This window comes from Sorangium sp. So ce375 (assembly GCF_051473855.1).
Lineage (GTDB): Bacteria > Myxococcota_A > Polyangia > Polyangiales > Polyangiaceae > Sorangium.
In genome coordinates this window covers 13,062,785-13,087,748 of sequence record NZ_CP150335.1, presented here as the reverse complement: position 1 = coordinate 13,087,748, position 24,964 = coordinate 13,062,785, and the positions used below count along the sequence as shown (strand labels likewise).

Annotated in this window: 16 protein-coding genes; 11 read left to right on the top strand and 5 right to left on the bottom strand. The window is 73.1% G+C overall.

All coding sequences use genetic code 11. The features are described from left to right. Nucleotides 1-40: 40 nt before the first annotated feature. From atpA to WME90_RS48685, 3 genes are all read left to right on the top strand, one after another. Nucleotides 41-1,936 carry a F0F1 ATP synthase subunit alpha gene (gene atpA / locus WME90_RS48695; protein WP_437278965.1) on the top strand — a complete coding sequence of 632 codons (1,896 nt, stop codon included), beginning with the start codon at nt 41-43 and terminating at the stop codon, nt 1,934-1,936. A 6-nt stretch (nt 1,937-1,942) separates the two neighbouring features. Continuing rightward, nucleotides 1,943-2,914: an ATP synthase F1 subunit gamma gene (gene atpG / locus WME90_RS48690; RefSeq protein ID WP_437278964.1), complete on the top strand. Its 972-nt coding sequence runs from the start codon at nt 1,943-1,945 to the stop codon at nt 2,912-2,914. A 210-nt stretch (nt 2,915-3,124) separates the two neighbouring features. Continuing rightward, nucleotides 3,125-3,730 carry an L-threonylcarbamoyladenylate synthase gene (locus WME90_RS48685; RefSeq protein ID WP_272097034.1) on the top strand — a complete coding sequence of 202 codons (606 nt, stop codon included), beginning with the start codon at nt 3,125-3,127 and terminating at the stop codon, nt 3,728-3,730. Between the two features lie 55 nt (nt 3,731-3,785). On the opposite strand, the gene WME90_RS48680 is transcribed toward WME90_RS48685, so the two are convergent. Together WME90_RS48680 and WME90_RS48675 are read right to left on the bottom strand one after the other, a co-directional pair. Next, nucleotides 3,786-4,724, bottom strand: a complete 939-nt coding sequence (locus WME90_RS48680) for a DNA-methyltransferase (RefSeq protein WP_437278963.1) — start codon at nt 4,722-4,724, stop codon at nt 3,786-3,788. Beyond that, nucleotides 4,721-5,629 carry a penicillin-insensitive murein endopeptidase gene (locus WME90_RS48675; protein WP_437278962.1) on the bottom strand — a complete coding sequence of 303 codons (909 nt, stop codon included), beginning with the start codon at nt 5,627-5,629 and terminating at the stop codon, nt 4,721-4,723. The genes WME90_RS48680 and WME90_RS48675 overlap by 4 nt, the downstream gene beginning before the upstream one ends. A 233-nt stretch (nt 5,630-5,862) precedes the next feature. On the opposite strand from WME90_RS48675, the gene WME90_RS48670 reads away from it, so the two are divergent. Next, the gene (locus WME90_RS48670) at nt 5,863-7,500 is read left to right on the top strand and encodes a hypothetical protein (RefSeq protein WP_437278961.1); all 1,638 of its coding nucleotides are present in this window, start codon (nt 5,863-5,865) and stop codon (nt 7,498-7,500) included. A gap of 226 nt (nt 7,501-7,726) precedes the next feature. Here WME90_RS48670 and WME90_RS48665 read toward each other — a convergent pair whose 3' ends face one another. Beyond that, complete coding sequence (locus WME90_RS48665; RefSeq protein WP_437278960.1) at nt 7,727-9,055, bottom strand: hypothetical protein; 1,329 nt, start codon at nt 9,053-9,055, stop codon at nt 7,727-7,729. Between WME90_RS48665 and WME90_RS48660 the strand changes: the two genes are divergently transcribed. The 6 genes from WME90_RS48660 to WME90_RS48635 all read left to right on the top strand — a co-directional run bounded on the left by WME90_RS48660 (nt 8,982) and on the right by WME90_RS48635 (nt 21,754). Beyond that, entirely contained in the window at nt 8,982-14,339 is a 5,358-nt protein-coding gene (locus WME90_RS48660) for a cellulose synthase (protein WP_437278959.1), read from the top strand. The two genes, WME90_RS48665 and WME90_RS48660, sit on opposite strands and share 74 nt — an antisense overlap. Before the next feature lie 497 nt (nt 14,340-14,836). Beyond that, on the top strand, nt 14,837-16,390 hold the full coding sequence (locus WME90_RS48655) for a protein kinase domain-containing protein (RefSeq protein WP_437278958.1): 1,554 nt from the start codon (nt 14,837-14,839) through the stop codon (nt 16,388-16,390). Nucleotides 16,391-16,525: 135 nt separating this feature from the next. Continuing rightward, entirely contained in the window at nt 16,526-18,928 is a 2,403-nt protein-coding gene (locus tag WME90_RS48650; protein WP_437278957.1) for a hypothetical protein, read from the top strand. A gap of 72 nt (nt 18,929-19,000) precedes the next feature. Continuing rightward, nucleotides 19,001-20,104 (top strand): serine/threonine-protein kinase, encoded by a 1,104-nt coding sequence (locus tag WME90_RS48645; RefSeq protein WP_437278956.1) that lies wholly within the window; start codon nt 19,001-19,003, stop codon nt 20,102-20,104. A gap of 28 nt (nt 20,105-20,132) precedes the next feature. Further along, complete coding sequence (locus tag WME90_RS48640; RefSeq protein ID WP_437278955.1) at nt 20,133-20,744, top strand: hypothetical protein; 612 nt, start codon at nt 20,133-20,135, stop codon at nt 20,742-20,744. Nucleotides 20,745-20,752: 8 nt separating this feature from the next. Then, nucleotides 20,753-21,754, top strand: coding sequence for an MBL fold metallo-hydrolase (locus tag WME90_RS48635; RefSeq protein WP_437278954.1), 1,002 nt, complete (start codon nt 20,753-20,755; stop codon nt 21,752-21,754). Between the two features lie 45 nt (nt 21,755-21,799). On the opposite strand, the gene WME90_RS48630 is transcribed toward WME90_RS48635, so the two are convergent. Both WME90_RS48630 and mobA read right to left on the bottom strand, forming a co-directional pair. Then, complete coding sequence (locus tag WME90_RS48630; RefSeq protein ID WP_437278953.1) at nt 21,800-22,789, bottom strand: Uma2 family endonuclease; 990 nt, start codon at nt 22,787-22,789, stop codon at nt 21,800-21,802. Between the two features lie 24 nt (nt 22,790-22,813). After that, entirely contained in the window at nt 22,814-23,512 is a 699-nt protein-coding gene (gene mobA / locus WME90_RS48625; RefSeq protein ID WP_437283759.1) for a molybdenum cofactor guanylyltransferase, read from the bottom strand. Nucleotides 23,513-23,909: 397 nt separating this feature from the next. Here mobA and WME90_RS48620 point away from each other — a divergent pair, with 397 nt between their 5' ends. Further along, a complete protein-coding gene (locus WME90_RS48620; protein ID WP_437278952.1) occupies nt 23,910-24,890 on the top strand; it encodes a deoxyhypusine synthase family protein in 981 nt (326 codons plus the stop codon). The last annotated feature ends 74 nt before the right edge of the window (nt 24,891-24,964 follow it).

Below are 24,964 nucleotides of genomic sequence, written 5' to 3'. Positions count from 1 at the left end.
TGACTCCGCAGCCCAAGCGTCTCCCGACAGAGGACTCCGCATGCAGCTCCGCGCCGAAGAGATCTCCCAGATCATCAAGAAGCAAATCCAGAATATCGACAAGGCCGCTCAGGTCACCGAGACGGGCACCGTGCTCACGGTGGGCGACGGCATCGCCCGCGTGCACGGCCTGAGCCGCGCGATGGCCGGCGAGCTCGTCGAGTTCACCGGCTCGGAGGGCGGCAGCCTGATGGGGCTCGTGCTGAACCTCGAGCAGGACAACGTGGGCGCCGCCATCTTCGGCGACACGAGCACCATCAAGGAGGGCGACGCCGTCAAGCGGACCGGGCGCATCATGGAGGTGCCCGTCGGCGAGGCGACCCTCGGCCGCGTCGTCAACGCGCTCGGCATGCCGATCGACGGCAAGGGGCCGATCGACTCGAAGGAGCGCCGCCGCGTCGAGGTGAAGGCGCCGGGCATCATCCAGCGCCAGCCGGTCACCGAGCCGATGCAGACGGGCATCAAGGCGATCGACGCCATGATCCCGGTCGGCCGCGGCCAGCGCGAGCTCATCATCGGCGACCGGCAGGTGGGCAAGACCGCCGTCGCCGTCGACGCGATCCTCAACCAGAAGGGCAAGGGCGTCATCTGCGTCTACGTCGCGATCGGCCAGAAGCTGTCGACGGTGCGCCAGGTCGTCGACCGGCTCGATGCGCACGGCGCGCTGGAGTACACGATCATCGTCGCCGCGACGGCGAGCGAGACCGCGCCGCTCCAGTTCATCGCGCCGTACACCGGCGTGACCATCGGCGAGTACTTCCGCGACAGCGGGCGCCACGCGCTGTGCATCTACGACGATCTGTCGAAGCAGGCGGTCGCGTACCGCCAGCTCTCGCTCCTGCTCCGCCGCCCGCCGGGCCGCGAGGCGTACCCGGGCGACGTCTTCTACCTCCACTCCCGGCTCCTGGAGCGCGCGGCGAAGATGGCCGACATCTTCTACGTCGTGGCGAAGGGGACGAAGATCGAGGGCGGCGACGCTTCGTACCGCGGCGTCGACGGCAAGGCGCACGTCGGGGCGCACGGGATGCACTCGGCGAAGGACTCGCTCTGGAAGACGATCGACGGGGTGCTCTTCGAGAAGCTCGAGCAGGCGCGCAAGGACGAGAAGAAGGACGAGATCAAGAAGCTCGAGCAGCAGCTCTCGGACAAGGCGAAGGCGAGCGACTACGAGATCGTGCGCGATCCGAAGTCGGGCGGCTCGCTCACGGCGCTGCCGGTCATCGAGACGCAGGCCGGCGACGTGTCGGCGTACATCCCGACGAACGTCATCAGCATCACGGACGGGCAGATCTTCCTCGAGGCCGACCTCTTCTATTCCGGCGTCCGCCCGGCCATCAACGTCGGCATCTCGGTCAGCCGGGTCGGCGGCAACGCGCAGATCAAGGCGATGAAGTCGATCGCCGGCACGCTCCGCCTCGACCTCGCGCAGTACCGCGCCATGGCGGCGTTCTCCCAGTTCGCCTCGGACCTCGACGCGAAGACCCGCGCGCAGCTCGAGCGCGGCGCGCGCCTCACCGAGATCCTGAAGCAGGGCCAGTACGTGCCGCTGGCGGTCGAGAAGCAGATCCTCATCATCTACGCCGGTACGCAGGGCCTGCTCGACAGCCTGCCGGTCAGCTCGCTCGCGCGCTTCGAGGACGAGCTCTACAAGTTCATCGACGCGAAGCACCCCCAGATCTTCACGGACATCCGCGAGAAGAAGGCCCTCGACGACGACCTCAAGTCCCGGATGACGAAGGCGATCGACGCCTTCAAGAAGCGGTTCGCGGTGGAGACGGAGGGCGCGAAGGCCGCGAGCGCCGCGGCCGACGAGGACGGGGCGGGCGACGACGAGGAGGAGGCGCCGAAGGCGAAGTCGAAGAACGGCAAGAGCGCCTCGAAGGCAAAGGAAAAGTAGGCAGCCGTGCCCAGCCTCAAGTCCATTCGCAAGCGGATCTCCAGCGTCAAGTCGACGCAGAAGATCACCCGCGCCATGAAGATGGTCGCGGGCGCCAAGCTCAACAAGGCGCAGCTGCGCATCACCGAGCTGCGGCCCTACGCCGTGAAGGTGCAGGAGGTGCTCTCGGCGATCACGCGCGACGCGGCTCCCGCGGCCGAGGCGCTCGCGGCGGAGGGCATCGGGGCGGAGGGCGAGGCGGGCGCGCTCGCCGGGGGTGAGAAGGCGCTGCACCCGCTGCTCGTGGCCCGCCCGGAGCGGCGGGTGCTGCTCGTGGTGCTCACGAGCGACCGCGGGCTCTGCGGCGCCTTCAACACCAACATCAACAAGCGCGCCGAGCGCGAGTGGAAGAGCCGGGTCGAGGCCGGCCAGGACGTCCAGCTCGCGATCATCGGCCGCAAGGGTCGGGACTACTTCAACCGCCGCGGCGCGCCGATCCTCGAGTACCTGGCCGGGGTCTGGGAGAGCCTCAACCTCGAGACGGCCCAGACCGTCGGCGCGAAGCTCCTCGCCCCGTTCAACAAGGGCGAGGTCGACGCGATCTACCTCGTCTACAACGAGTTCAAGAGCGCCATCACGCAGACGGTCGTCGTCGAGCGGCTCCTGCCGCCCGCCGGCGGTCCTGCGCAGGACGAGGGGGGCGAGGGCGACAGCGACGCGCACCAGGCCGGGGCGACGTCGGAGTTCCTGTACGAGCCGCACAAGGGCGCGCTCCTGGAGCGGCTCGTCCCGATGTACGTGGACATCTCGATCCTGCGCGCGCTCTACGAGTCGATGGCGAGCGAGCTCGGCGCGAAGCTCACGGCGATGGACGCCGCGAACAAGAACGCCAAGGAGATGATCGACAGCCTGACGCTCGAGTACAACAAGGCGCGGCAGGCGGCGATCACCAAGGAGCTCATGGAGATCATCGGCGGCAGCGAGGCGCTCAAGGAGTAGCGAGCACCGCTGCGGCCGGGATCTCCGATCGCCGCCTCGGGCCGGTCGCCTAAGCGGCCGGTCCGCGCCTCGGGGCTTCGCCCCGCCTCTCCTTCGCCCGAAGCTTCAGCCCGAAGCGCCCACCCCGCCCCTCCTTATCCCGACGCTGGCTGCACATCCGAGCGACCAGCACTGGCGGAGCCCGCCGGGCTGCCCCATGGTTGCGGTCCCGTGCTCCAGCCCATCAACCCCGATCACCCGGAACCCCGCAAGATCGCGCGAGCGATCGACCTCATTCAGAAGGGGGAGGTCATCGGCTACCCGACCGATACCGTGTACGGGTTCGGGTGCGACCTGATGAACAAGGCCGCGATCGAGCGGGTGTATCAGATCAAGGGGATGCGCCAGAACAAGAACCTGGCGTTCATCTGCCCGGATCTGAGCGACATCGCGCGCTACGCGATCGTCGAGAACCAGGCGTACCGCATCCTGAAGCGCTTCCTGCCCGGGCCGTACACGTTCATCCTTCCAGCGACGCGCGAGGTGCCGAAGTACGTGCACCTCAAGCAGAAGACGGTCGGCATCCGCGTGCCGAACCACCCGGTCGCGCTCGCGCTGGTCCGAGCGCTCGGGCGGCCGCTCATCAGCACGACCGCGGCGCCTCCTGGGGAGGATCCGATCATCGATCCGGGGGAGATCGACGACCGGTTCCCGGGGCTCGCGCTCGTCCTCGACGCAGGGACCGGCGGGGCCGTGCCGACGACCGTGATCGATCTGAGCCAGGGCGATGTGCAGATCGTCCGGCAGGGCGCCGGGCCGACGGACGATCTCGTCTGAGCCGGGGGCGGGGGACGATCGCGGCATCCGAGCTGCTGAGCTCGCCAGGGTCGAGTCAGAGACGTTCCGGATCGCGGTCCGCGTCGGGAACGGACTCCTGCACCGCGTACGCGATCCCCTCGCGGTCGAGCCGCTCCCGCGCCGTCGCGAACGCGAGCGGGCTGCGGTCGCCGCCGACGAAGCGGCGGCCGAGGCGCGCGGCCGCGACGAGCGTGGTGCCGCTGCCGCACATGAGATCGGCGACGGTCGCGCCGGGCGCGGACGACGCGCGGACGATGCGCTCGAGCAGCCGCTCCGGCTTCTGCGTGGGGTAACCCGTGGCCTCGCGGCGCAGCGGGGTGTTGGCGACCATGCCGGGGATGTCGCTCCACACGCTCCCGAGCCGCCGGCCCTCGTCCGCGTAGTACCGGTACGCTTTGCCGCCGAGGACCCGCTCGCGGTACAGGCGGCCGTCCTCGTCGCGGTGCTTGAAGTGCATCGCGAGGCTGGTCTCGGCGTACGGCTCGCGGAGCATCGGATCCGCGGCGTTGTAGACCACCTGGCCGCGCTCGCTCGCGGCGCGCGCGTAGAGGAGGATCGTCTGGTGCGTGACGGAGAACCCGCGCGCCCCTCGTCCGCCGTTGCCCGGCGCCCAGATGATCTCGCCGAGGAAGGCGCCGCGGCCGAAGAGGCGATCGCACGCGACCTTCGCGTCGTGGACCGCGCGGTGATCGAGGTGCAGGTACAGCGTCGCGCCCTCGGTCATGCGATCGCGGACGGCCGCGAGGCGCGGCGCGAGCATCGCGACGAGCGCGTCGGCGCTCGCGCGATCGTCGTACGCGTCGGGCCCGCTCTCCGGCCTGCGCCGCCCGCGCGCCTGACCGCGCGCCGCCCGCGCGGTCATCGTCGTCCCGACGCCGAAGGGAGGGTCGAGGTAGACGAGATCGAACCGCACGTCGGCGGGGAGCGCCGCGCAGACGTCGGCCGCGTCGCCAAGCGCGAGGAGGTGGCTCACAGCGCGCTGTCGGGCGCCGCCACGCGGGGACCCGCGGCGGCGCTTCCGGGCAGGAGGTCGTCGAGCAACGCAGCGGCGAGGTCGCCGTCCGACGGCGCGACGAGCTGCGGCGCCGCCGGGAGCCACGGCCACTGCGGGCCGCCGCCGAGGCAGCCGGAGAGGAAGTCGTCCGGCGTGCACGCGACGCGGAGGTGGATGTGATCGGCGTGCGGCGTGCTGTCGCCCGGCTGGAGCAGCACGCTCTCGGCATACCAGATGAGCTCCGGATCCTCGCCGAGCGCGCGGGCGTACTCGATGAGCAGCGCCTCGAGCCAGCGGGCCACGAAGAGCCACTGGACGTGCGCGTCGGGCGAGCGGACGAGCGACTTCACGAGCAGCCACTCCCGCTCGACGTCGAGGCGGACGTACTGCGGCGCGCCGGGGCGCGACGGCGCGGGATCCGCGGTGCCGTCGCTGATGCGCGCGAGGCCGTCCGGCCCGAACGCGACGAAGCCCGGCGAGCGCACGGGGCGACCGTCCGGCGTCAGCGCGTAGAGCAAGAGGTCCGCGTCGCGCCCGGTGCGGTGGGATCGGTGCCCGCGCGTCGCGCCGCCGTAGCGCGCGGAGAGGTCGCCGACGAGGAGCGGCTCGCCCCCCGGCCGCGCCCGCGCCACGTCCGCCGCGGCGCGCTGGACGGCGGCGACCAGCCCCGCCGTCCCCCAGCGGGCGCCGTTGCTGCGGAGCAGCCGGTAGCCCGCGCCCTGCGCCGGGAGCTCGACCGCATCGGTGATGACGCCGTGGTGCGGGACGCCGATCGAGCCGCGGAGCGCAGGGGCGAGCGGCGTGGGCGAGGAGCCGACGCAGGCCGCGCAGCAGAGCGCGACGAGCCCGAGGAAGAAGGTGGCGAGGAGACGACGGCTCGGCATGACGAAGATCGGGCGCGCGCCCCGCCCGCCGCGGCGCTGGCCCGCGGCGACGGGCTGGCGTCGCTCCTGCCGCCGATAACCTCGCCAGCGCCGGAGGGAAAGTTCTCGCAAATACGGCAGAGCTCGCCGCGCCGGCGGACACCGTATGGACACGGCGGGAGCTGGGCGGGACCGGCGCACGCCGGCGCCACCCCCTGCCGTCTCGGAGCGATCAGCGCTAACACGCACCGCCCATGGAGCCCAACCACCGCGCCCCCAACGGAAACACGAGCGCGGAGCGACGAAAGGCCGCGGAGGATCGTCAACAGGCCGCGGAAGATCGCCGCCAGACGACCGGCGATCGACGAACGGCCGCGGAGGATCGGCGCCAGGGCGCGGAGGACGAGACCGAGGGCATCGCCTGGAAGGGGGCCCTCGCCGTCGCCCTCGTCGTCGGCGGCCTCGTTGTGTGGCGCGCCTGCTCCACAACGGAACGCGACGTGCACGACGCGCCCGCGCCGTCCAGCGCGAACCCCGCCGCGCCCGCGCCGAGCGATTCTCAGGATCCCGCCGCGGCGCCGCAGCCGCGGCCCCCGCGCTGCACGCCCGCGAGCCCGCCGCCGTTCGTCATCGGCGACGCGCCGCCGGCCCCGCGCGCGCCCGAGCAAGGCGCGGGGGGCGGCGAGGCGGAGAGCGCCGAGGATATCGCGCCGTTCGCCGTCGAGGTGGGCCGCGGGACGACGTTCTCCGGCGGGTTCGCCGTGGGCGCTCAGCGAGAAGCAGAGGGCGGGACCGTCGCGATGGTGGCCACGCTCTCGGCCGACGGCGCCCAGGGGAAGCTCGTCCGGCTGGCGCGCTCGCGGGGGGACATGGACCCTCCGGTCGTCACAGGCGCCGGCGGCGCGATCCTCGCGGCGATGCTCGAGCCGAACGCCGGCGGGCGCGCCATCAAGGTCGCCAGGATCGAAGGGGAGCACGTCACGTGGGGGGCCGAGCTCGCCGAGGGGCGGGACGAGTCGCTCGCGCTCGACATCGCCGCGTCCGGCGAGCGCGCGGTCATCGTCTGGGACGACGTGACCCGCGACGGCAAGCGTTCGCGGATCATGCTCGCCACCGCCGACGTGGGCACGCTGCGCTCGGTGACGTCGGCCCGCCCCGTCTCCCAGCCGAGCATCGACGCCGAGATGCCGCGCGTGCTCGGCCGGCCGGGCGGCTACTGGCTCTCGTACATCGCGCGCGCCGAGGAGCCGACGTCGAAGGCCGAGGCGAAGAAGGGCGACGACGACGAGGACACCGCCGCGGCAGGGGAGACGATCACCCACCAGTGGATCGAGGTGGTCCCGCTCGACGCGGCGGGCGCGCTCACCGCCGTGCCCCGCGCGGTCACCCCCAAGAACGGACACGTGCTCGCGTACGATCTGACGCTCGGCGACGACGACGGGCTCATCCTCGCGTTCCGGGACGACGACACCCCGAGCGGCTCGATCGGAGGGCGCATCAGCTCCGTGCTGGTGCGGCTCGGCGGCGCCAGCGAGCCGCGCGTGCTCGTCGGCGGCGATCGCGAGCAGGACGCCCCGCCCGAGGCCGCCCTCGGCCTGGGCGCCGGCGTACCGGCGCTCCTCCCCGGCGTTCGAGGCCCGGGCGGGCAGGACCCGGCGAAGACCGCGGGCGCCGCGGCGTGGCTCGCGATCGCGAACGCCTCCGGCCCGACGCAGCTCGCGGCGCTCACCGCGAGAGGCGAGCTCGAAGAGGGGCTGCACGCCGAGCCCGCCCTCGGGCGCGGCGAGCCGATCGCCGCCTCCGCGGAGGCGCTGCTCGTGGCGCACCCGGCCGGAAAAGCGATGAAGCTCGCCTTGCTGCGCTGCGCACCGACAGCACCGTTCAACAAGTAGGTCGCCCCTGTATCGGGGAGCGCGTACCGCCAGCGAGCAGGCACTTGGACTGTGGATTGAGAGCGCATGGATGTGTAGCATCCGGCGCGGTGGCCCACGGGGACGATCCGCAATACGAAGGCGCGTCGCGCCGGCCTGGTTTGCCGAGCTTGTCTGGATCGCCGGACGAAGCTGGCTGGGAAGCCAACGCCGACAACGCTCAAATGACGCGCGCGAGCGCGCAACCTCAGCCCGGCGCGAAGACGCTGCTCGTCGGCACGAGCACGTCGAGGCTCGCCGCGCCGTCGAGCGCGAGCGCGCCTCCGGACGGCGAACCGCTGCCGGCGACCGCGAGCGCGCCTCCGGACGGCGAGCCGCTGCCGTCGAGCGCGAGCGCGCCTCCGGACGGCGAACCGCTGCCGGCGACCGCGAGCGCGCCTCCGGACGGCGAGCCGCTGCCGGCGACCGCGAGCCCGCCTCCTAACGGCGAATCGCTGCCGGCGACCGCGAGCCCGCTGCCGCCGCCGACCCCGTTGCCGCCGCCGAACCCGTTGCCGCCGCCGAACGCGCCGCTGGCCTCGAGCCCGCCGCAGCCGTCGAGCGTGCCGCCGCCCTTGCCGAACAAGACGCCAGCCCCGAGCGTGCCGCCGCCCGTGCCGAGCAGGCCGCCGCCGCTGATCCGCCGCAAGGATGGCAGCGTCGCGACCGGCCCGATACCGCCGCCGCTGGCGCCGCCGTCGAGGCCCCCGCCGCCGATGCCGCCGGGCAGCGCGGCCAAGACGACATCGGCGCCCCCTGGCCCCAGCCCTGCGCGCGCTCCGGCGCGCGGCCCGGGCCAGCGCCCGCCGAGCCCGAACCGCGCCGCAACGCAGCCCGCTCCAGGCTCCGCCGCGAGCGCGGGGAAACCGGCGCCTAGCTCCCAGCCGGGCGTCGCCGCGCCGGCGTCACCTGCGATCGCCGCCTTCGACGCAACCACGACGCCGATGCCCATCTCGGTCGAGCCGACCGCGACGCCGCTGCCCATCTCGGTCGAGCCGACCGCGACGCCGCTGCCCATCTCGGTCGAGTCGATCGAGCCGGCGCCGATCTCGGTCGAGTCGATCGAGCCGGCGCCCGCGCAGAACGCCGCGCCGGCGCCCGTGCAGAGCGCCGCGCCCGCGCAGAACGCCGCGCCCGCGCAGAACGCCGCGCCCGCGCCCGCGCCGAGCGCCACGCGCACGCCGTTGCCGGGCGGCGCGTCCGCGCAGAGCGCCACGCGCACGCCGTTGCCGGGCGGCGCGTCCGCGCCGAGCGCCACGCGCACGCCGATGCCGGGCGGCGCGCCTGCACCGAGCGCCGCACGCGCGCCGGTGCCGGGCGGCGCGACCGCGCCGAGCGCCACACGCACGCCGATTCCGGGCGTCACGCCCGCGGCACCGGCGCCGAGCGCCGCGCATGCACCGACCGTCATACAGGCGCCGAACGCCGCGCACGCGCCGAACGTCGCGCACGCGCCGACCATCATGCAGGCGCCGAACGCCCCGCCCGCGCCGAGCGCCCCGCCCGTGCCGAGCGCGGCGCACGCGCCGAGCGTCACGCACCCGCCCACCTCGCCCGCCCAGCCGCCTCCGGCGCCCCGCTCGCAGCCGAACGCGCCGCCGAACGCACCCGAAGCGCCCGCGCAGATCCCGCAGGTCGCCGCGCCGGACCTCGCCACCGAGCTCCAGCAGCGCGCCGCGCGGCTCAAGGGCAGCGATCCGGTCGGCGCGGCGCGCGCCCTCGTCGAGCTCGGCATCCATGAAGAGCGGGTGCTCAAGGATCCCGCCGCCGCGCGGCGCTCCTACGAGCACGCGCGACAGCTGTCCCGCACGCTCGAGCCGGCGCTCTCTCGGGTCCATCGCGTGCTCGACGCGCGCACCGAGCTCACCGTCGCGCTCGAGGTCGTCGAGGACAAGCTCCGCGTCGCGGAGACCGACCCCCTCCGGGCCGATCTCCTCGCCGAGCGGGCGCGCCTGCTCCAGGCGCTCGGACGGACGCCCGAGAGCTGCGAGGCCTTCACCGAGGCGCTGCGGCTCGTCCCGCTCCACGCCGCGTCGCTGCGCGGGCTCGAGATCGCCCTCCGCCGCGAGAGCGCCCGCGGCGCCGAGCCGGCGGCCAAGGACCTCGCGACGCACCTCGACCGGCTGGCCACCGCCTACGCCCCGGGGCGCGGGCGGCCGGACGGCGACGGCCAGCTCACCGCCTGGATCCACGTAGAGCGCGCCGCCGTGCTCGATCGGAAGCTCCACAAACCCGAGCTCGCCCTCGCGTCCCTCGAGGGCGCGATCACCTTCGATCCAGGGCCGGGGCCCGTGCGGGAAGCGCTCCGCCGCCACCTCGTCCACCACGACGGCATCGTCGGCCTCGTCAGCGCGCTCTCCCTGGAGGCCGACCACGAGGGTGACGACGAGCGCGCGGCGCGCCTGCTCTACACGGCGGCGCGCCTGCTCATCGACAAGATCCGCTCCCCGGCGGACGCGGTCCCCCTCCTCCGGCGCGCGTCGACGCGGGCCCCGGCCGGCTCGCCGACCGCGCGGCGCGTGGTCAGCGAGCTGATCCGCCTGCTGGAGGCGAACGGCATGCTCGAGCTGGCCGCCAACGTGCGCCAGAAGGAGCTCGCCCTCCTCACCGACAAGGAGGCGATCATCCACGAGCACGTCCGCCTCGCGGAGCTCTACGACACCCTCGGTGACGCCGAGCAGGCCGCGCTCCACGCGACGCGCGCGCTCGAGCTCGATCCCGAGGACAGCTCGACGCGCGAGCGGCTCGACCGCGCCCTCCAGCGCCTCGGCCACCACGCGGAGCGCGTGGAGGTGTGGACCGCCGTGGCCAACGCGGATCGGCCCGCGCCCGTCCGCGTCGCCGCGCTCCTCCGCGCCGCGGACATCTCCGAGCGCCACCTGAAGCGGCGCGACGAGGCGCTCGCCATCCTGCGCGCCGCGTGGGCGATCGAGCCGGGCAACAGCTCGGTCTTCGACGCGCTCTCCGCCCTGCTCACGCCGGACGCGCTGGCCGTCGAGGAAGATCCGCGCGGCGTGCAGGCGCGGCTCGACCTCTACACGCAGGCCGCCAGCGCGACGGAGGACCCCACGCGCAAGATCGGGCTGCTCGAGAAGCTCGTCTCCATCTGGGAGGACGAGCTCGCCCAGCCCGCCCGCGCCGTGGAGGAGATCGAGAAGATCCTCGAGATCGACCCGGCGCGCCGCGCCGCGATCCTCGCGCTCCAGCGCAACGCCGCGCGCGCGGGCGACGCCCAGCGGCTCGCGCGCGCGCTCTGCGCCGAGGCCGAGCTCACGAGCAGCCCGCGCGAGCAGCGCAGGCTCCTCCTGCGCGCCGCCGACGTCACCGAGCTCAGGCTCGGCGATCGCGACCGGGCCTCGGCGCTCGTCGACCGCGCGCTCGCGATCGATCCGGCCGACCCGGACGCGCTGCGCGCGCGCGTCCGCCTCGACGAGCGCGCCGGCCGGTACGAGGAGGCGCGCCGCGCGCTGCTCAAGCTCATCCAGCGCGATCCCGCGGGAGACGCGGCGTTCAGCCTCTGGCTCGAGGTCGCGGGGCTCGACGAGCGGCGCCTCAAGCGGCCGCACAGCGCCGTGGAGTCGTACCGCGAAGCCGCGCGGAAGCGGCCCGCTCACCCGCTCCCCCGGATCGAGATCGCGCGGCTCCTCCGCGAGACCGGCAACTACGAGAAGCTCGTCGAGGTGCTGAGCTCGCTCGCCGACGAGGCGCAACGCCCCGACGATCACGCCCGGCTGCTCTTCCAGGCGGCCGAGGTGCAGGAGCTCGCCCTCGGCCGCGACCAGGACGCCCTCCGCCTCCTCGCGCGCGCCGACGCGGCGCTCGCCTCGGGCCCGCACGATCCGGCCATCCTCGACGCGATGGAGCGCATCTACGTCCGCGCCGGCGGCGCTGGCTTCGGCGTCGGCCTCGGCGCGCCCGTCGCGCACCGGCCCGCGACCGGCGCGCGCGCGTCGAGCCTGCCGGGGATGTCCCCGTCCATGATCGCGAGCGAGCTCGCGGGGCTGTACGCGCGCTGGCTCGAGCGCAAGCCGCCGGCGCTCGTCGATCACGCGCTCCGGATCTCCCTTGCGCTGGTCCTCGCGGAGAGCAGCCCGCGCCAGGCCGTCGAGATCCTGGAGGGGCTCGTCGGCGTCGTGCCGAACCACGTCCCCGCGCTCCGCATGCTGGAGCAGCTCTACCGGCTCCTCGAGGCGCCGACGTCGCTCGCGACAATCCTGCGCGCGGAGGCCGACGTGTTCACCTCCGCCACCGCGCGCGGCGGCGCCCTGTGGGAGATCGCCTCGCTCGAGGAGCAGCTCGGGCCGAGCGCCGCGCTCGAGGCGCTCGCGCGCATCGTGAAGGAGGCGCCGGACGACGCGGCCGCCCACCTCGCGATCCTCCGCATCGCCGCCAAGGCGAGCCCCTCCGATCCGATCGCGCCGCGGGCGCAGGCCCTCTTCACCAGCGCGATCCGCGACAGCCGGGAGCTGACGCCCGATCCCATCGCGCGCGCCCTCTACAGCGTCGAGGAGGCGCTCCTCGCGGAGGCGCAGGCCGACACGGACCCCGCCGCCGCCCGCGCCGCGCTCGCCGGCTTCCGCAGCGCCCTCGGGCTGTGGCCGGAGAGCCTCATCGCGGCGCGCGGCCTCGATCGGCTCGCGCAGCGCCTCGGCGACCGGGCGAGCGTGATCACCGCCCAGCTGGCGCTCGCCGACCTCGTCCTCGGAGCGCCCGCGCGCGCGATGCACCTCGTGCGCGCCGCGGAGCTCACCGCCGAGGACGCGTCGCCCGAGGGCCGCGCGCGCGCGCTCGAGCTGTACGAGGGCGCGCTCCGCGCGGATCCGAGCTGCGTCGCCGCGGCGCGCGCGCTCGCTCGAGAGCTCGCGGGCGATCCCCAGCGCCTCACCGATCGGCTCGGCGAGGCGCTCGGCAAGGCCGCGAGCCGCGAGGCGATCTCGCTGCTCGGCACGGAGATCGCCCGGTCGGTGCTGCAGCACCACGGTCGCCCCGGCGCGATCGACCCCGGCGTGGGCATCGCGGCCGTCCGGCGGGTCATCGAGACGCTCCCGAACGACGCGGCGGCGCTGCTCCTCCTCGCGCGGCTGCTCACCGCGCAGCGCGTCTGGCTCGAGGCCCGCGACGCGCTGAAGCGCGCCGTGGCCGCCGCGACGGACGCCGAGACAAAGATCGCGGCGCAGTTCCTGATCGCCGACCTGTACGAGGGGCCGCTCGCGAACCCGGCGCTCGCCCAGGACGCGCTCCAGGCGGTCCTGTCGCTCGACGCGCAGAACCGGCCCGCGCTCGAGCGGCTGCACAAGCTCGGCGTCACGCGCGGCGACCACGCCCTCGCGCTGCGCGCGCTCGGGCGCCTCGTCGAGCTGTCGCCCGACCCGGGCTCCCGCGTCGAGGCCGCCCTGCGGCTCGCGGACGCCTACCGTGACGCCGGCGACACGGCCGGCATGGTCCGCACGCTGTGCGACGCCATCGTGAGCGCGCCCAGCGGCGACGCGCGCGGTTGGGTGGCGCTCGCCCGCCTTTACCGCGTCGACACGAGCGAGGGAGCGGCGGCCTACGCCAAGGCGCTCGCGCAGCTCCTCGAGCACGCCGAGTCCCGCCGCATCCCGCCCGATCCGCGCTGGCTGACGACGCTCGGCCTGCTCGAGTCGACGCTGCTCGTGCGGCCTCGAGACGGGCTCGCGCGCCTCCAGCAGGCCGTCGCGCTCCCGGGCGCGCCGCCCGAGTCGCGCACCGCCCTCGGCCGCGGCCTCGAGGCCGCGGGGCGCAACGCGGAGGCGGTCCAGGTGCTGCGGGACGTCCTTACGTCCGATCCGGAGGTCTTCACGCGGCTCCCGGATCTCGGCCCCGCGCTCGCCGCGCTCGAGGCCGCGCTCGCCAAGGATGGGCGCGCGGAGGAGCGGGTCACCGTGGAGGAGGTCCGCGCCTGCCTCGGCGAGGTGGCGCCGGAGCGCATGGCCCGGCTCAGGGGCCGGCGCGTCCCGTCGGAGGCGCCGTACGCCGGCGCCTTCGCCGGGCCCGAGATGGGCCGGCTGCTCCTCCCGGAGGCCCGGATCCCCTGGATCGACGTGGCGCTCGCGATCGCGCCGATCGCCGCGAAGGCGATCCGCTTCGAGCTGAGCAACCTCGGCATCAGCTCGCGCGAGCGGATCGGCCCGCGCGACGGCCACCCGACGCGGCAGCTCGCCGAGCGGGTGGGCCGCGCGCTCGGCATCGAGGCGTTCGAGCTCTACCTCGTCCCCTCGTGGCAGGGGGCCGCCCGCATCTTCCCGGGCGATCCCCCTGCCCTCGTCGCGCCGACGTCGTTCACCGAGCTCCCGGAGCTCGAGCAGACGTTCGCGCTCGCCCGCCTGTTTGCCCGGATCGCGGTCGGCTTCACGTTCCTCGACGAGATCCCGCCCGAGGCGACCGACGGCCTGCTGCTGGCGTCGATCCGCACGATCGATCCCGGCTTCGGGTCGGGCGCCATCTCGCCCCCGCGCGAGCACGCCGCCCAGCAGATGCTCCCTGGCGTGCAGCGGGCGATCGGGCGCCGCCAGCGCAAGATGCTGGAGGAGATCGCGTCGACGGTGGCGGTGTCGTACGACGCGCGCGCCTTCGTCCTCGGCCTGCGCCGGAGCGAGCACCGCATCGGCTACCTGCTCTGCGGCGACGCGCTCGCCGCGATCGACTACCTCCGCCGGTACGATCGCGACATGGCCCGCTCGACCGAGGAGCCGCGCCTGCTCCTTCAGCACCCGGTGTCGAACGAGCTCCTGCGCTACGCGCTCTCGGCCGAGGCCTACACCGAGCGACGACGAGCCGGCTCCATCTGGCCCGCCGTCTGAGAGCGGCACGCGCCCGCTGCGGATACGGGCCCATCTCGACGTTTTCGGTGCTCGGCGTACAGGAGTACGCCTGCGCGCCGAAAACGCCGATCTGGGCCCGTCTCCTGTGCGGGCGCGCGCCGCTCGGCTGGGCGCGTTCCATGGCGGATGAGCTCGGTAGGGCTCGTTCCATGATGGATGAGCGGCGGGGACTCGGGTCGGCAAAGTATGTTTCATGACCGGCGAGGTTCGGTGTCGAGGAGATATCGGCGCTTCTGCGACGACAGGGACGTACAGAGATTCATGTGATGTGGCTCGCGGTGAGGGGGCGAACATCAATGTTGATTGGCCAACTGCGCTTTTGCGGCGACAGGGACGTACACATGATCACTGATGTCGCGTTGCTCACGGTCGGTGGTGCTGCGTCGAACACGTAATTGTCCGACCGGAGCGGTGTTGGGGCGCTTTAGGCACGCGGAGAATGTCAGGAGGACGGCGCGTGGTATCCTGATCTCTGCGTGACCAATCATCTGGTCCCGGGCGCCCTGGTGGCGAGTCGCTATCGGGTCGATCGCCTGCTGGCCGAGGGAGGCATGGGGGTCATCTGGGCCGCCACCCACCTCGCGAACGGCGAGCGTGTCGCGTTGAAGCTGCTGCGCCCCGGCGCGACGGACGACGAATCGACGCGGCGGCGCCTCCTCCGGGAAGCGCGCGCCGCCACGGCGGTCGATCACCCGAACGTGCCCTCCATCCACGATGTGCTCGAGCTCGACAACGGGACGCCGCTCCTCGTCATGGATCTGCTCGAGGGGGAGTCGCTCCGCGACAAGCTCCTGCGAGAGGCGCATATCCCACTCCCCGAGCTGTCGCGCATCCTGCTGCCGGTCATCTCGGCGGTCGGCACCGCCCACGCGCTGGGCATCGTCCATCGCGACCTCAAGCCCGACAACATCTTCCTGCTCACGTCCGACTCGGCCGCAGCGGGAGGCTCGTCCGGGTCAGCCCACCACGCCGCCTTGGAGCGCTCGAGCGGCACGCCGGCGCGCCGCTCCACGGGCTCCCCCGAATCCCCGGGGGACCCGCAGCACGACGCGGCGACGCGCGTCCGGGTGCTCGACTTCGGCATCGCCAAGCTCACCGCGGCCCGCGGCGAGACCAGCTGGTCCTGGGGACGCACCAGCACCGGCGAGATGCTCGGGACCCCGTACTACATGTCGCCCGAGCAGATCCTCGGCGAGCACGACGTGGATCACCGCGCCGACATCTGGTCGCTCGGCGTCATCCTCTACGAGTGCCTCACCTCGGTCCGGCCCACCGAGGCCGAGAACATGGGCAAGGTGATGAAGCGCATCCTGACCGGCGCCATCCAGCCGATCGGGCAGAGCGCGCCCGCGCTGCCCGCCGACGTCGCGGCCATGATCGATCGCATGCTCAGCCAGGACCGCGCGCAGCGCCCGGCCGATCTCCGCGAGGTCGGCGCGCTGCTCGAACGCTACGCGGCCGTCACGCTCCGCCCTTTCGGCCCCCCCGCGGCGCCCAGGGAGCCGGAGGGCAATGCGCTCGTGCCCAGCGCCGGCGCGAGAGACTCGCTCGCGCCCAGCGCCCGCGTCAGCGGCTCGCTCGCGCCCGACGCCCGCGTCAGCGACGCGTTCCCGGCCAGCGCCGCCGATCTGGACGCGGAGGCGTCGATCGCGACGCTGCGCGCGGGCAGCCTGCTGCCCGCGCCCCCCTCGAGCAACCGGCCGCGCACACGCAGCGCCGGAGCGGCCGCCCTGGAGGCGCCGCCCGACGCCGCGGCGCTCTTCTCGCCGGACATGGCCGGCGCCACCGCCCCGCGCGCCGAGGAGGGCGCGGTCGCCTCGTCGGCAGGGGCGCGCCGCGCGAAGCGCGCAGGGCTGAAGCTCGTCGCCGCCGGCGTGATCATCGCCGCTGGAGCAGGCTTCTCGATGCTCCGCTGCTCCGCCTCGTCAGCGTACGAGCCGCCCCGCACCCCGCTCGTCGCGCCAGCGACGCGCGCCCCTTCCAACGATGAGAGGTTCAAGTCAACTCCGGATCTGCCGGAGAGGCCTTGAGGGAGCTGCCTGAACGAGCCAGCGTCGAGCTCGCCATGATCCGGTTGTCATGCGATACGACGGTTCTGCCGGGTCGGATTCCTGTTGCGCCGGTATCTTCACCAGGGACACGCTCTCTCTCCTTAGGAGAGCGTCATGCCCAGCGATGTCATCGTCCGCGTCCGTTCCGCCCGAGGGTTCGTCGATCTGCCTGGCACGATGGACGCCGCCGGGCCCGCCGCGTCCTCCGCGTTCGAAGAGCGAAAGTCCACGCCCGGCATTCACCTGCTCGCGATCGCGGTGAGCGACAGCGATTATGCCATCTCGCTCTCGGCGCCGGTGCCCGGGGAGAGCCTCGCGGCGCTCCGGGAGCGCGAAGGCAGGGCGGTGCTCATCGTGTTTCCCGGCCGCTCGCCCGTGCGCCGGCGGCTGCGCGGCGTCGCCGTCTCCAACGTCGAGGTCGTACCGGAGCCCGGCGTGGCGTCGCAGGCGGCGCCGATCGACCTGACCGCAGGGCGCGAAGGCGCCGCGCCGCTCTGGCTCCTGCCCGCCGGGGTGTTCAGCGCGAGCCCGACCCTCGGCCCCGACGGGCCCGCCGCCCGAGACGCCCTCGTCACCGCGGCCCGGTGGATCTCGTCGCGAAGGACGAGCACCCTCACGCAGCTCTTCCCGCCGAGCGCGTTCCACCCGGAGGAGCCGGCGCGCAAGGAGCGGCTCTCGGCGCGCCGGGGCGCGGCGCTGCTCGATCAGGCGCGCGCGGCGCTCGAGATCGCGGCCGTGGGCGGCGAGGAGGCGAAGCGCGATCCGACGGGAGCGGCGACCCTCCGCTCGGCGGCGACGACCGTCCTCTCGCACCTCATCGCGACGTCGCTGGACGACCGGGGCTTCGCGCCGGTCGCGGAGCGCGCCGCCGAGGAGATCCTCGCGCTCATCGAGAAGGAGGCTGGCGACGAGACGGCCCGGCCGGCGCTGCGCGCGCACGCGATCCACCTGCTCCAGCTGCGCGCCCCGGGGCTCACGGCGGCCCAGCAGGAGCGCGCGCGGGGGCTCGTCCGCGGCTTGCTCCGCGAGGCGCCGCCCTACGACGAGCTCACGGGGCCGTGGAACCTCGCGATGTGCGGCGCCTCGGAGTTCCACGAGGGCGAGTGCCGCATCCTCGTGTCGACCCACGGCTTCAAGGAGATCGACCTCCCGCCCGAGGCGCCCCCGTCGCCGAGCGGCTGGAGCCGCTACCGCGCCTTCGAGGCCCCCTTCAAGACGCCCTCCGGCGAGCCGATCCGCGTCTTCGCCCGCACCGCCTCCCCGCGCGACGAGAACCTCGAGATGGGGATGACGTTCTTCATCGGGCTGCTCATCAGCCGGCACGCCCAGCTCGGCTCCTTCGATCTCCGCGCGGCCGCGGTAGAGGTGAAGCAGGAAGGGTACAAGCTGATGATGAACTCGCAGTGCGCGGGGCTCACCACGCGCTTTGCCATCTCCCAGATGTTCCCTGACGCGGACATCTACTCTTCGTGGGACTCGACGTATTTCAGGACCGGATCGGACGGCGTTGTCTCCTCCTCCGAGGGGGTCGACTGCTTCGTCGCTGCCCTGCGCGGGATGAGCGAGCGCGCGTCTCACGCCGAGCTCGACGCGCGCCTCCGGAAGGCCCAGTGGCACCACCCGCAGGCGCGGGTCCCCGGGTTCTCGCAGTTCGTCGGGCCCTCGCACCCGCTCGTCGTCGCCCGCTACTCCGACGTGAACCGGGACGGGCGCGCGGATTACTACGACGGCTTCCTCGACTTCCAGCTGAGGGAGATCGCCGAGGACATCGAGGCGTCGATGACGCCGCGCGACCCGGGGGCCAGCGCGTCGCAGATCAGCGGCGACGCCGCGGCGGGCCTCAACTGGGCGGCGGGCAGCCTCAATCGCGTCGCGCAGTACTCGGACATCTGGGCCGGGCTCGCGGGCCAGAGCGAGCTCTACTACGCCTTCCAGTCAGGGGGCTTCTTCAACCACCGCGAGCCGCCGGACGACGTGCCCACCGGCACGGCGCCCCGGCAAGATCTCGGGCGGCTCCCGGCCGTCACCCGCTTTCAGCAGAGCGAGGAGGCGCTCGGCGGCCTCTCGGTCGAGGTCATGTTCCACAGCCACCTGAGCCACGCGGCGAAGGAGCTGAAGCGCCTGCTCTGCGCGGCCGACGCCATGCGCCGCGCCTTCGATCTCGGCCACCTCTCGGGCGGGGAGGCGCTGTCCACGCCGAGGGGACAGCGCTGCGCCATGCTCCTCACGATGGCCGGTCTCCTGGAGTTCCCCGCGGATCAGAACTTCATCGACGGCCTCTGGTCGATGGCGCTCAAGGCGCTGCGGCTCCCGCAGATCTCCCGCAGCGCGGTGCGCGCCTGCATCACCGACGAGGACCACGAGGTGTCGAACTACTACGGATCGCGGCGCGGGCTGGGCCAGCTGCTCTCGACGCTCGAGAAGGCCGACCCCGTCGCCTTCGAGCAGCTCGGCACCGACGACCCGCTCGTCGGCAGGCTCGCCGAGCTCGACGCCGTAGCACGACCCCCCACGTGACCGCGCCGACCGGCGGGCATGTCGGGCCTTGCAAAGGGGGCCGCGGAGGGGCTATCCCGGGAATGGGACCTCATGCTGTGCCCTCGTTGCCATCGGCGGTACGCGGACGACCACCGCTTCTGCCCGCACGACGGAGAGAAGCTGGTCGCGAGCCACGACATCCGGCGGATCCGGTCCCAGCCCACCGAGCACGTGGGCACCATCGTCGCGGAGCGCTACCGGGTGCGAGGCCTGATCGGCAGCGGCGCCATGGCGCAGGTGTTCCTCGCCGAGGACACGAAGAGCGGCGCGCCCGTCGCGCTGAAGCTCCTGGAGGCGAGGTTTCGCCGCGAGCCCAAGGTGAAGGCGCGGTTCCTCCTGGAGGCCAAGGCCGCGGCCACGGTCGTCCACCCGAACATCGTCGAGGTCCTCGACATCGGGCTCCACGAAGGGTCGCCTTACCTCGTGCTCGAGTTCCTCTTCGGAGAGTCGCTGAGCTCGCTGCTCCTGCGCGAGAAGCGGCTGTCGCCGGAGGCCGGCGTCCCCATGCTGCTGCAGGCCGCGGCGGGCCTCGGCGCGGCGCACCGCGCGGGGATCGTCCACCGCGACGTGAAGCCCGCCAACGTGTTCCTCGTGGGGGAGAAGGGCGACGCCTGGGCGGCCAAGGTCGTCGATTTCGGGTTCGCGAAGCTGTACGAGCACTCGGGCCTCACGCAGGCCGGGGTGACCGTCGGCACCCTCGAGTACATGGCGCCGGAGCAGACCGTCAGCGACCCTCCCGACGGGCGCACGGACATCTACGGCTTCGGCATGCTCATGTACCGGATGTTCACCGGCCGGCTCCCCTTCAGCGTCGCGCGGAGCTCCTCCCCCGCCCTCGCGCCCGCCATGGACGAGGCCATGGTGCTGGCCAACCAGCTCGTCACGCCGCCCCCGCCGCCCAACCTGGGTGAGGGCCCGGTGTCGCGGGCGCTCGAGGCGGTGATCGCGAAGTGCCTGCGCAAGCGCCCGGAGAACCGGTACGCCTCGATGGAGGCGCTCTGCGAGGATCTCGGCCGGCTCGGGCGCCCTTCCACGCTGGCCGCACACGCGCCGATCGCCTCGCCCGACGTGTACGCCACGCAGACGCCCTATGGAGAGCACGCGGCGCGGTTCCTCTACAAGCAGCTCGGCAAGGTGTACGGCGCAGCGCCGTAGCCGCGGAATGCCCCGCGCGCGCTCCCTCGTGCGACGCCGCGCTCCTGCGCTGGCCGCTTGCGCCGCCGCGCTCGGCTGGCTGCTCTGGCCGCTCGCCGCGGGCGCGTCGCCCGACGAGCCGTGGCGACGGGAGACGGCCGCGAAGGCGGCCGCCGCCACGGAGCCCGACATCCGCCCCACGCTGTCCTGGCTCCTCGTCCAGCTCGTGCCGAGCCCGGAGCTGTGGATCGGACCGGGCGAGACGCGCTTCGGGTTCCGGTGGCAGGTGACGCCGCTGCTCTACTCGTTCGGGATCAACCGCAAGCTCTCGCCGTGGCGGGCCTTCATCGCGGAGCCGCTCACGCGACACGCCGGCTCGATCGAGCTCTTCGGCTCGCCCGCGTACATCGCCCATCCGGGCCCGTTCGCCGAGAGCTGGCTGATCCGGGGCGGCGTCCGCGCGTATTTCCCGCTCCTCGATGGAGGCGACTACCTGTCCTGCTCGCTGGGCGGCTCCGCGCTCTTTGCGCGAGAGCAGGTGGCGGCCTCGTACGAGGCGGGGATCTATACCCTGTTCGGCGCCCTCGGCGTTCAGGTGACGGCCACGCCGACGGCCGCCTTGCGATCGACAACGATCACGCTCAGCATCCGCTACTTCTGACGCCGCGCATGGACACGCGCCCCTCCTCGACGCCAGCTCGCCTGTCCTCCGCGGCGCTCCTCGCGCTCGCGGCCGTGTCGTGCAGCGTGCCCGCGCGCATCCTCGAGAGCAACGTGGCGCGGCTGTTCTCGAGCCCGCTGCCCGTGCCGGACAAGGTGCGCGCGCCGTACCGCCCCGAGGCGCGGCTCGCCGCCCTCTGGGTCGGGCACGCCACCGTGCTCGTTCAGATCGACGACCGATGGATCCTGACCGACCCCGTCTTCACGTCGACGGTGGGCCTCGTGGTGAAGCGGCTCGTCGAGCCGGGGCTCGCTCCGGAGGACCTGCCGCCCGTCGACGCCGTGCTGATCTCGCACATGCACCTCGACCACCTCTCGCTCGGCTCGCTGTCCATGATCGAGCCGAAGGTCCGCGCGCTGCTCGTGCCTCGAGGCGGGCTCGTCTACGTGCCCAATACCAGCTTCGCGTCGTTCGAGGTCCCGACCTGGACGACATGGCGGCAGGGCGATCTGAAGATCACGGCGGTCCCGGTGCAGCACTCCGGGTATCGCTACGGGCTGGACCGGGACTGGATGACGGAGAGCTTCACGGGGTATGTCGTCGAGTATCATGGGATCACGGTCTATTTCGGCGGCGATACCGCCTATGACCGCGATGACTTCGTGAGGACGCGCGCGCGATTCCCCGCGATCGATCTGGCCCTCTTGCCCATCGCGCCGGTGGGGCCGCGCGAGTTCATGGAGAGCAAGCACGTCGATCCGGCGGAGGCGGTGCAGGCCTTCCTCGATCTCGGGGCGCGGCGGATGATGGCGATCCATTTCGACACCTTCATCAACAGCACCGATACGTTCGGCGAGGCGCCCCGCGAGCTCCGGCGCGTCATGGCCGCGCGCGGGCTGGGGCCGGATCGGGTGTTCCTGCCCAGGCACGGAGAGCAGCGGGTCCTCGTCGCGAGGGGCGATCCCGGAGGCGCGGCGGCGAAGAGCGCGCCGGCGGCGCGCCGCGAATAACCGGGTCAGGAGAGCGCCAGAGTTGCCCGGAAGGGTGCTAGCGCTTCACGACCCGCGGCTCGCCTTCAGGCGCTCGATCTCGGCAAGCGCCTCGGCGAGGCGACGCTCGAGCGCCTCGCGCAGGCGCGTCTCCTCCTCGCGCAGGCGCGTCTCCTCCTCGCGCAGGCGCGTCTCCTCCTCGCGCAGGCGCGTCTCCTCCTCGCGCAGGCGCACTTCCTCCTCGCGCAGGCGCGCCTCCTCCTTGCGCTTGCGCACTTCCTCCTTGCGCTTGCGCGCCTCCTCCTCCGCGCGTTCCTCGGCCGATCGCGCGCGCACTTCCAGGCTGTCGAGCATGGCCTCGAGTGTGTTGATCATCTCGTCCGCCTCAAGCAGAGCGGAGCTGCCGTGGAAGAAGCGGAGGCGCTCCTGCTCAATGGCCAGGTCGAGCCCGAGCACCTGGGAGGCATACCGGCCGCCCTGCGGGACGATCGGCTCGTACCGGCGCGTCCCTGCGCCGGACCGCGCGCTCCCCAGGGGCAACCGGAAACCAGAGAGCTTGAGCCGGGGTCGGTCGAAGACGTAGTATTCGGGGATCCCCAAGCGCGCGTACCGCTCGACGTTGTCGGCCAGATCCTTGCGGCGGCGCCCGGAGACGAGGACCTCGAGCGCGAAGTCGAGCCCGCGGCCCTCAACGCCGACGACCCACTTCTCGCGCCTGTGCACAGGGACGTCGAGCACAGCCATCACGTCGGGCGCGAACATCCGCTCACCGGGGTAGTACACGGGGAGCTCGCAAGCGAGGTACGCGCGGCGTCCGATCCGGGCGAAGTAGCTGCCGAGCGCCGAGCGGGCGCCGATCTTCGCGCCGAAATGCTCATCGCCCTCCGGCGGCGATGCCTCGGACACGGGGAACTCGGAGGGGAGGCCCGCGACCACACGCGCGCGGCCGGTCGGGCTGAGCTGAGCCCAGATCTCCTCGGACGGCGCGCGGGGATCGTCCGGGTCGACGCGGTACAGGGCGGCGCGCTGGCGCATGACCGCAAGGATAGCCGGCATGACACCGCCGCTCCAGCCCGCGGTTCACGGGCGGACGGCGCCTCGCTGCCCGGCCTCCGCGGCGCCTTCCAGCTCGCGCAGCGCCGCCGCGTAGTCCTCGGGCGTGTTCAGGTTGCGCAGCGATCGCAGCGCCGGATCCGCGTCGCGGAGCCGCGGATCCGAGAGCAGGAGCTCCGGCTCCGCGACAAGGGTGCGCGCCCGCTCGAACAGGGTCGACAGCCGCAGCCTGCCCTCGGCGAGCAGGGCCGCCACCTCGCCGCGCACCGAGCAGGCGTACACCGCGGCGAGCGGGTGATGGTGCCCCTCGGCCCGCGGCACCGCGATGGCGTGGCCGCCCGCGTGCAGATCCGCGAGGCGCCGCACGAAGGCGGGGTGCAGGAAGGGCGCGTCGGTCGAGGAGGCGTAGGCCCGCTCGGCGAGCGGCGCGACCGCATCGAGCCCCGCCGCGATGCCCTGCAGCGGCCCGCGGCCCTCCACCGGATCGCGCACGAGCAGCACCCCCTCCGGCAACGGCGGCAGCTCCTGCCCCGGCGCCGCGACCACCACGATCGGCCAGGCCGCCTCGCTAAGGCGCCGCACCACCCGCTGGAGCAGCGCCTCGCCCCCGAACGGCAGCCACGCCTTGGGGCGCCCCATCCGGCGGCTCTGCCCACCGCACAGCACGACGCCCGCGAGCCCGGGCACGCGGCCCGCGCCGCCGCCGTCCTGCGCGGGCGCTGTCATGATTTGCACCGCGTCCTGCATACCATCCCCGCCCGGAACATGCGCTCTCGCCGAGCGCCGACCGCTGCAGCCGGCGCGCCGTCGCCATCCGTATCGGTCACGCCGCCGGCGCCCTCGCGCCACGACACGGACAATCCGTGTTACCTGGCGTGATCCGTGTGCTAAGGGGCACGTCGCCGGCGCAGGCCGGGGAGCGACGGATGACGAGCCGACTCATCGAAGCCGTGTGTGCCGCGAACGCGACCGCCGCGCTCGCCGGCCACCCTGGTGCGGGCCTGGCGGGGGTGCACGTCCTCCGTGGAGAGCCCAGGAGCCGTCTCCCCACCTGGGCTCGCGTGTTCGCCTCGGCGGACGAGAAGGTCGCGTCGATCCGTCCAAACCTACAGGAAGCGAGTCCATGAGTCAGAAGAAGGGCCCTGTCTCCGAGTTCATTCGACACCACTACCGGCACTTCAACGCCGCCGCGCTCGTCGACGCCGCGGCCGGGTACGAGCGTCACCTCGCGGACGGGGGCAAGATGCTGGTGTCGCTCGCCGGCGCGATGAGCACCGCCGAGCTGGGGGTCTCCCTCGCCGAGATGATCCGCCAGGGCAAGGTGGACATCATCTCGTGTACCGGCGCCAACCTCGAGGAGGACATCATGAACCTCGTGGCGCACAAGCACTACAAGCGGATCCCCAACTGGCGCGATCTCACGCCCGCGCAGGAGTGGGAGCTCCTCGAGGGCGGGCTCAACCGTGTCACGGACACCTGCATCCCCGAGGAGGAGGCATTCCGCAAGATCCAGCACCGAGTGGTCGAGCTCTGGAAGGACGCCGACGCCCGGGGCGAGCGCTTCTTCCCCCATGAGTTCATGTACAAGCTGCTCCAGAGCGGCGTGATGGCGGGCGATTACGAGATCGACCCCAAGGACTCCTGGATGGTCGCGGCCGCCGAGCGCAACCTCCCGATCGTGGTGCCCGGCTGGGAGGACTCGACGATGGGGAACATCTTTGCGAGTTATGTCGTGAAGGGAGAGCTCAAGGCGACGACGATGAAGAGCGGCATCGAGTACATGACGACGCTCGCCGCCTGGTATCGCGCCAACTCCGCCGGCAAGGGCGTCGGCTTCTTCCAGATCGGCGGCGGCATCGCGGGCGATTTCCCCATCTGCGTCGTGCCCATGATGTACCAGGACCTCGGCTGGAAGGACGTCCCCTTCTGGTCCTACTTCTGCCAGATCAGCGACTCGACGACGTCCTACGGGTCCTACAGCGGCGCGGTCCCCAACGAGAAGATCACGTGGGGGAAGCTCGGCATCGACACGCCGAAGCACATCATCGAGAGCGACGCCACGATCGTGGCGCCGCTCATCTTCGCCTACGTGCTGGGGCTCTAGAGCAGCGGTCACCCGCTTCGGATACGGGCCCATCTCGACGTTTTCGGTGCTCAGCGCACTGGAGTGCGCTTCCG

What these genes read in the sequence shown, in the direction of transcription:
- atpA (WP_437278965.1), top strand. Translation starts at nt 41, where the DNA reads ATGCAGCTCCGCGCCGAAGAGATCTCCCAGATCATCAAGAAGCAAATC.
- WME90_RS48645 (WP_437278956.1), top strand. Translation starts at nt 19,001, where the DNA reads ATGCTGTGCCCTCGTTGCCATCGGCGGTACGCGGACGACCACCGCTTC.
- WME90_RS48620 (WP_437278952.1), top strand. Translation starts at nt 23,910, where the DNA reads ATGAGTCAGAAGAAGGGCCCTGTCTCCGAGTTCATTCGACACCACTAC.
- mobA (WP_437283759.1), bottom strand. Translation starts at nt 23,512, where the DNA reads ATGACAGCGCCCGCGCAGGACGGCGGCGGCGCGGGCCGCGTGCCCGGG.
- WME90_RS48660 (WP_437278959.1), top strand. Translation starts at nt 8,982, where the DNA reads ATGCAGGCGCCGAACGCCCCGCCCGCGCCGAGCGCCCCGCCCGTGCCG.
- WME90_RS48630 (WP_437278953.1), bottom strand. Translation starts at nt 22,789, where the DNA reads ATGCCGGCTATCCTTGCGGTCATGCGCCAGCGCGCCGCCCTGTACCGC.
- WME90_RS48635 (WP_437278954.1), top strand. Translation starts at nt 20,753, where the DNA reads ATGGACACGCGCCCCTCCTCGACGCCAGCTCGCCTGTCCTCCGCGGCG.
- WME90_RS48650 (WP_437278957.1), top strand. Translation starts at nt 16,526, where the DNA reads ATGCCCAGCGATGTCATCGTCCGCGTCCGTTCCGCCCGAGGGTTCGTC.
- WME90_RS48675 (WP_437278962.1), bottom strand. Translation starts at nt 5,629, where the DNA reads ATGCCGAGCCGTCGTCTCCTCGCCACCTTCTTCCTCGGGCTCGTCGCG.
- WME90_RS48670 (WP_437278961.1), top strand. Translation starts at nt 5,863, where the DNA reads ATGGAGCCCAACCACCGCGCCCCCAACGGAAACACGAGCGCGGAGCGA.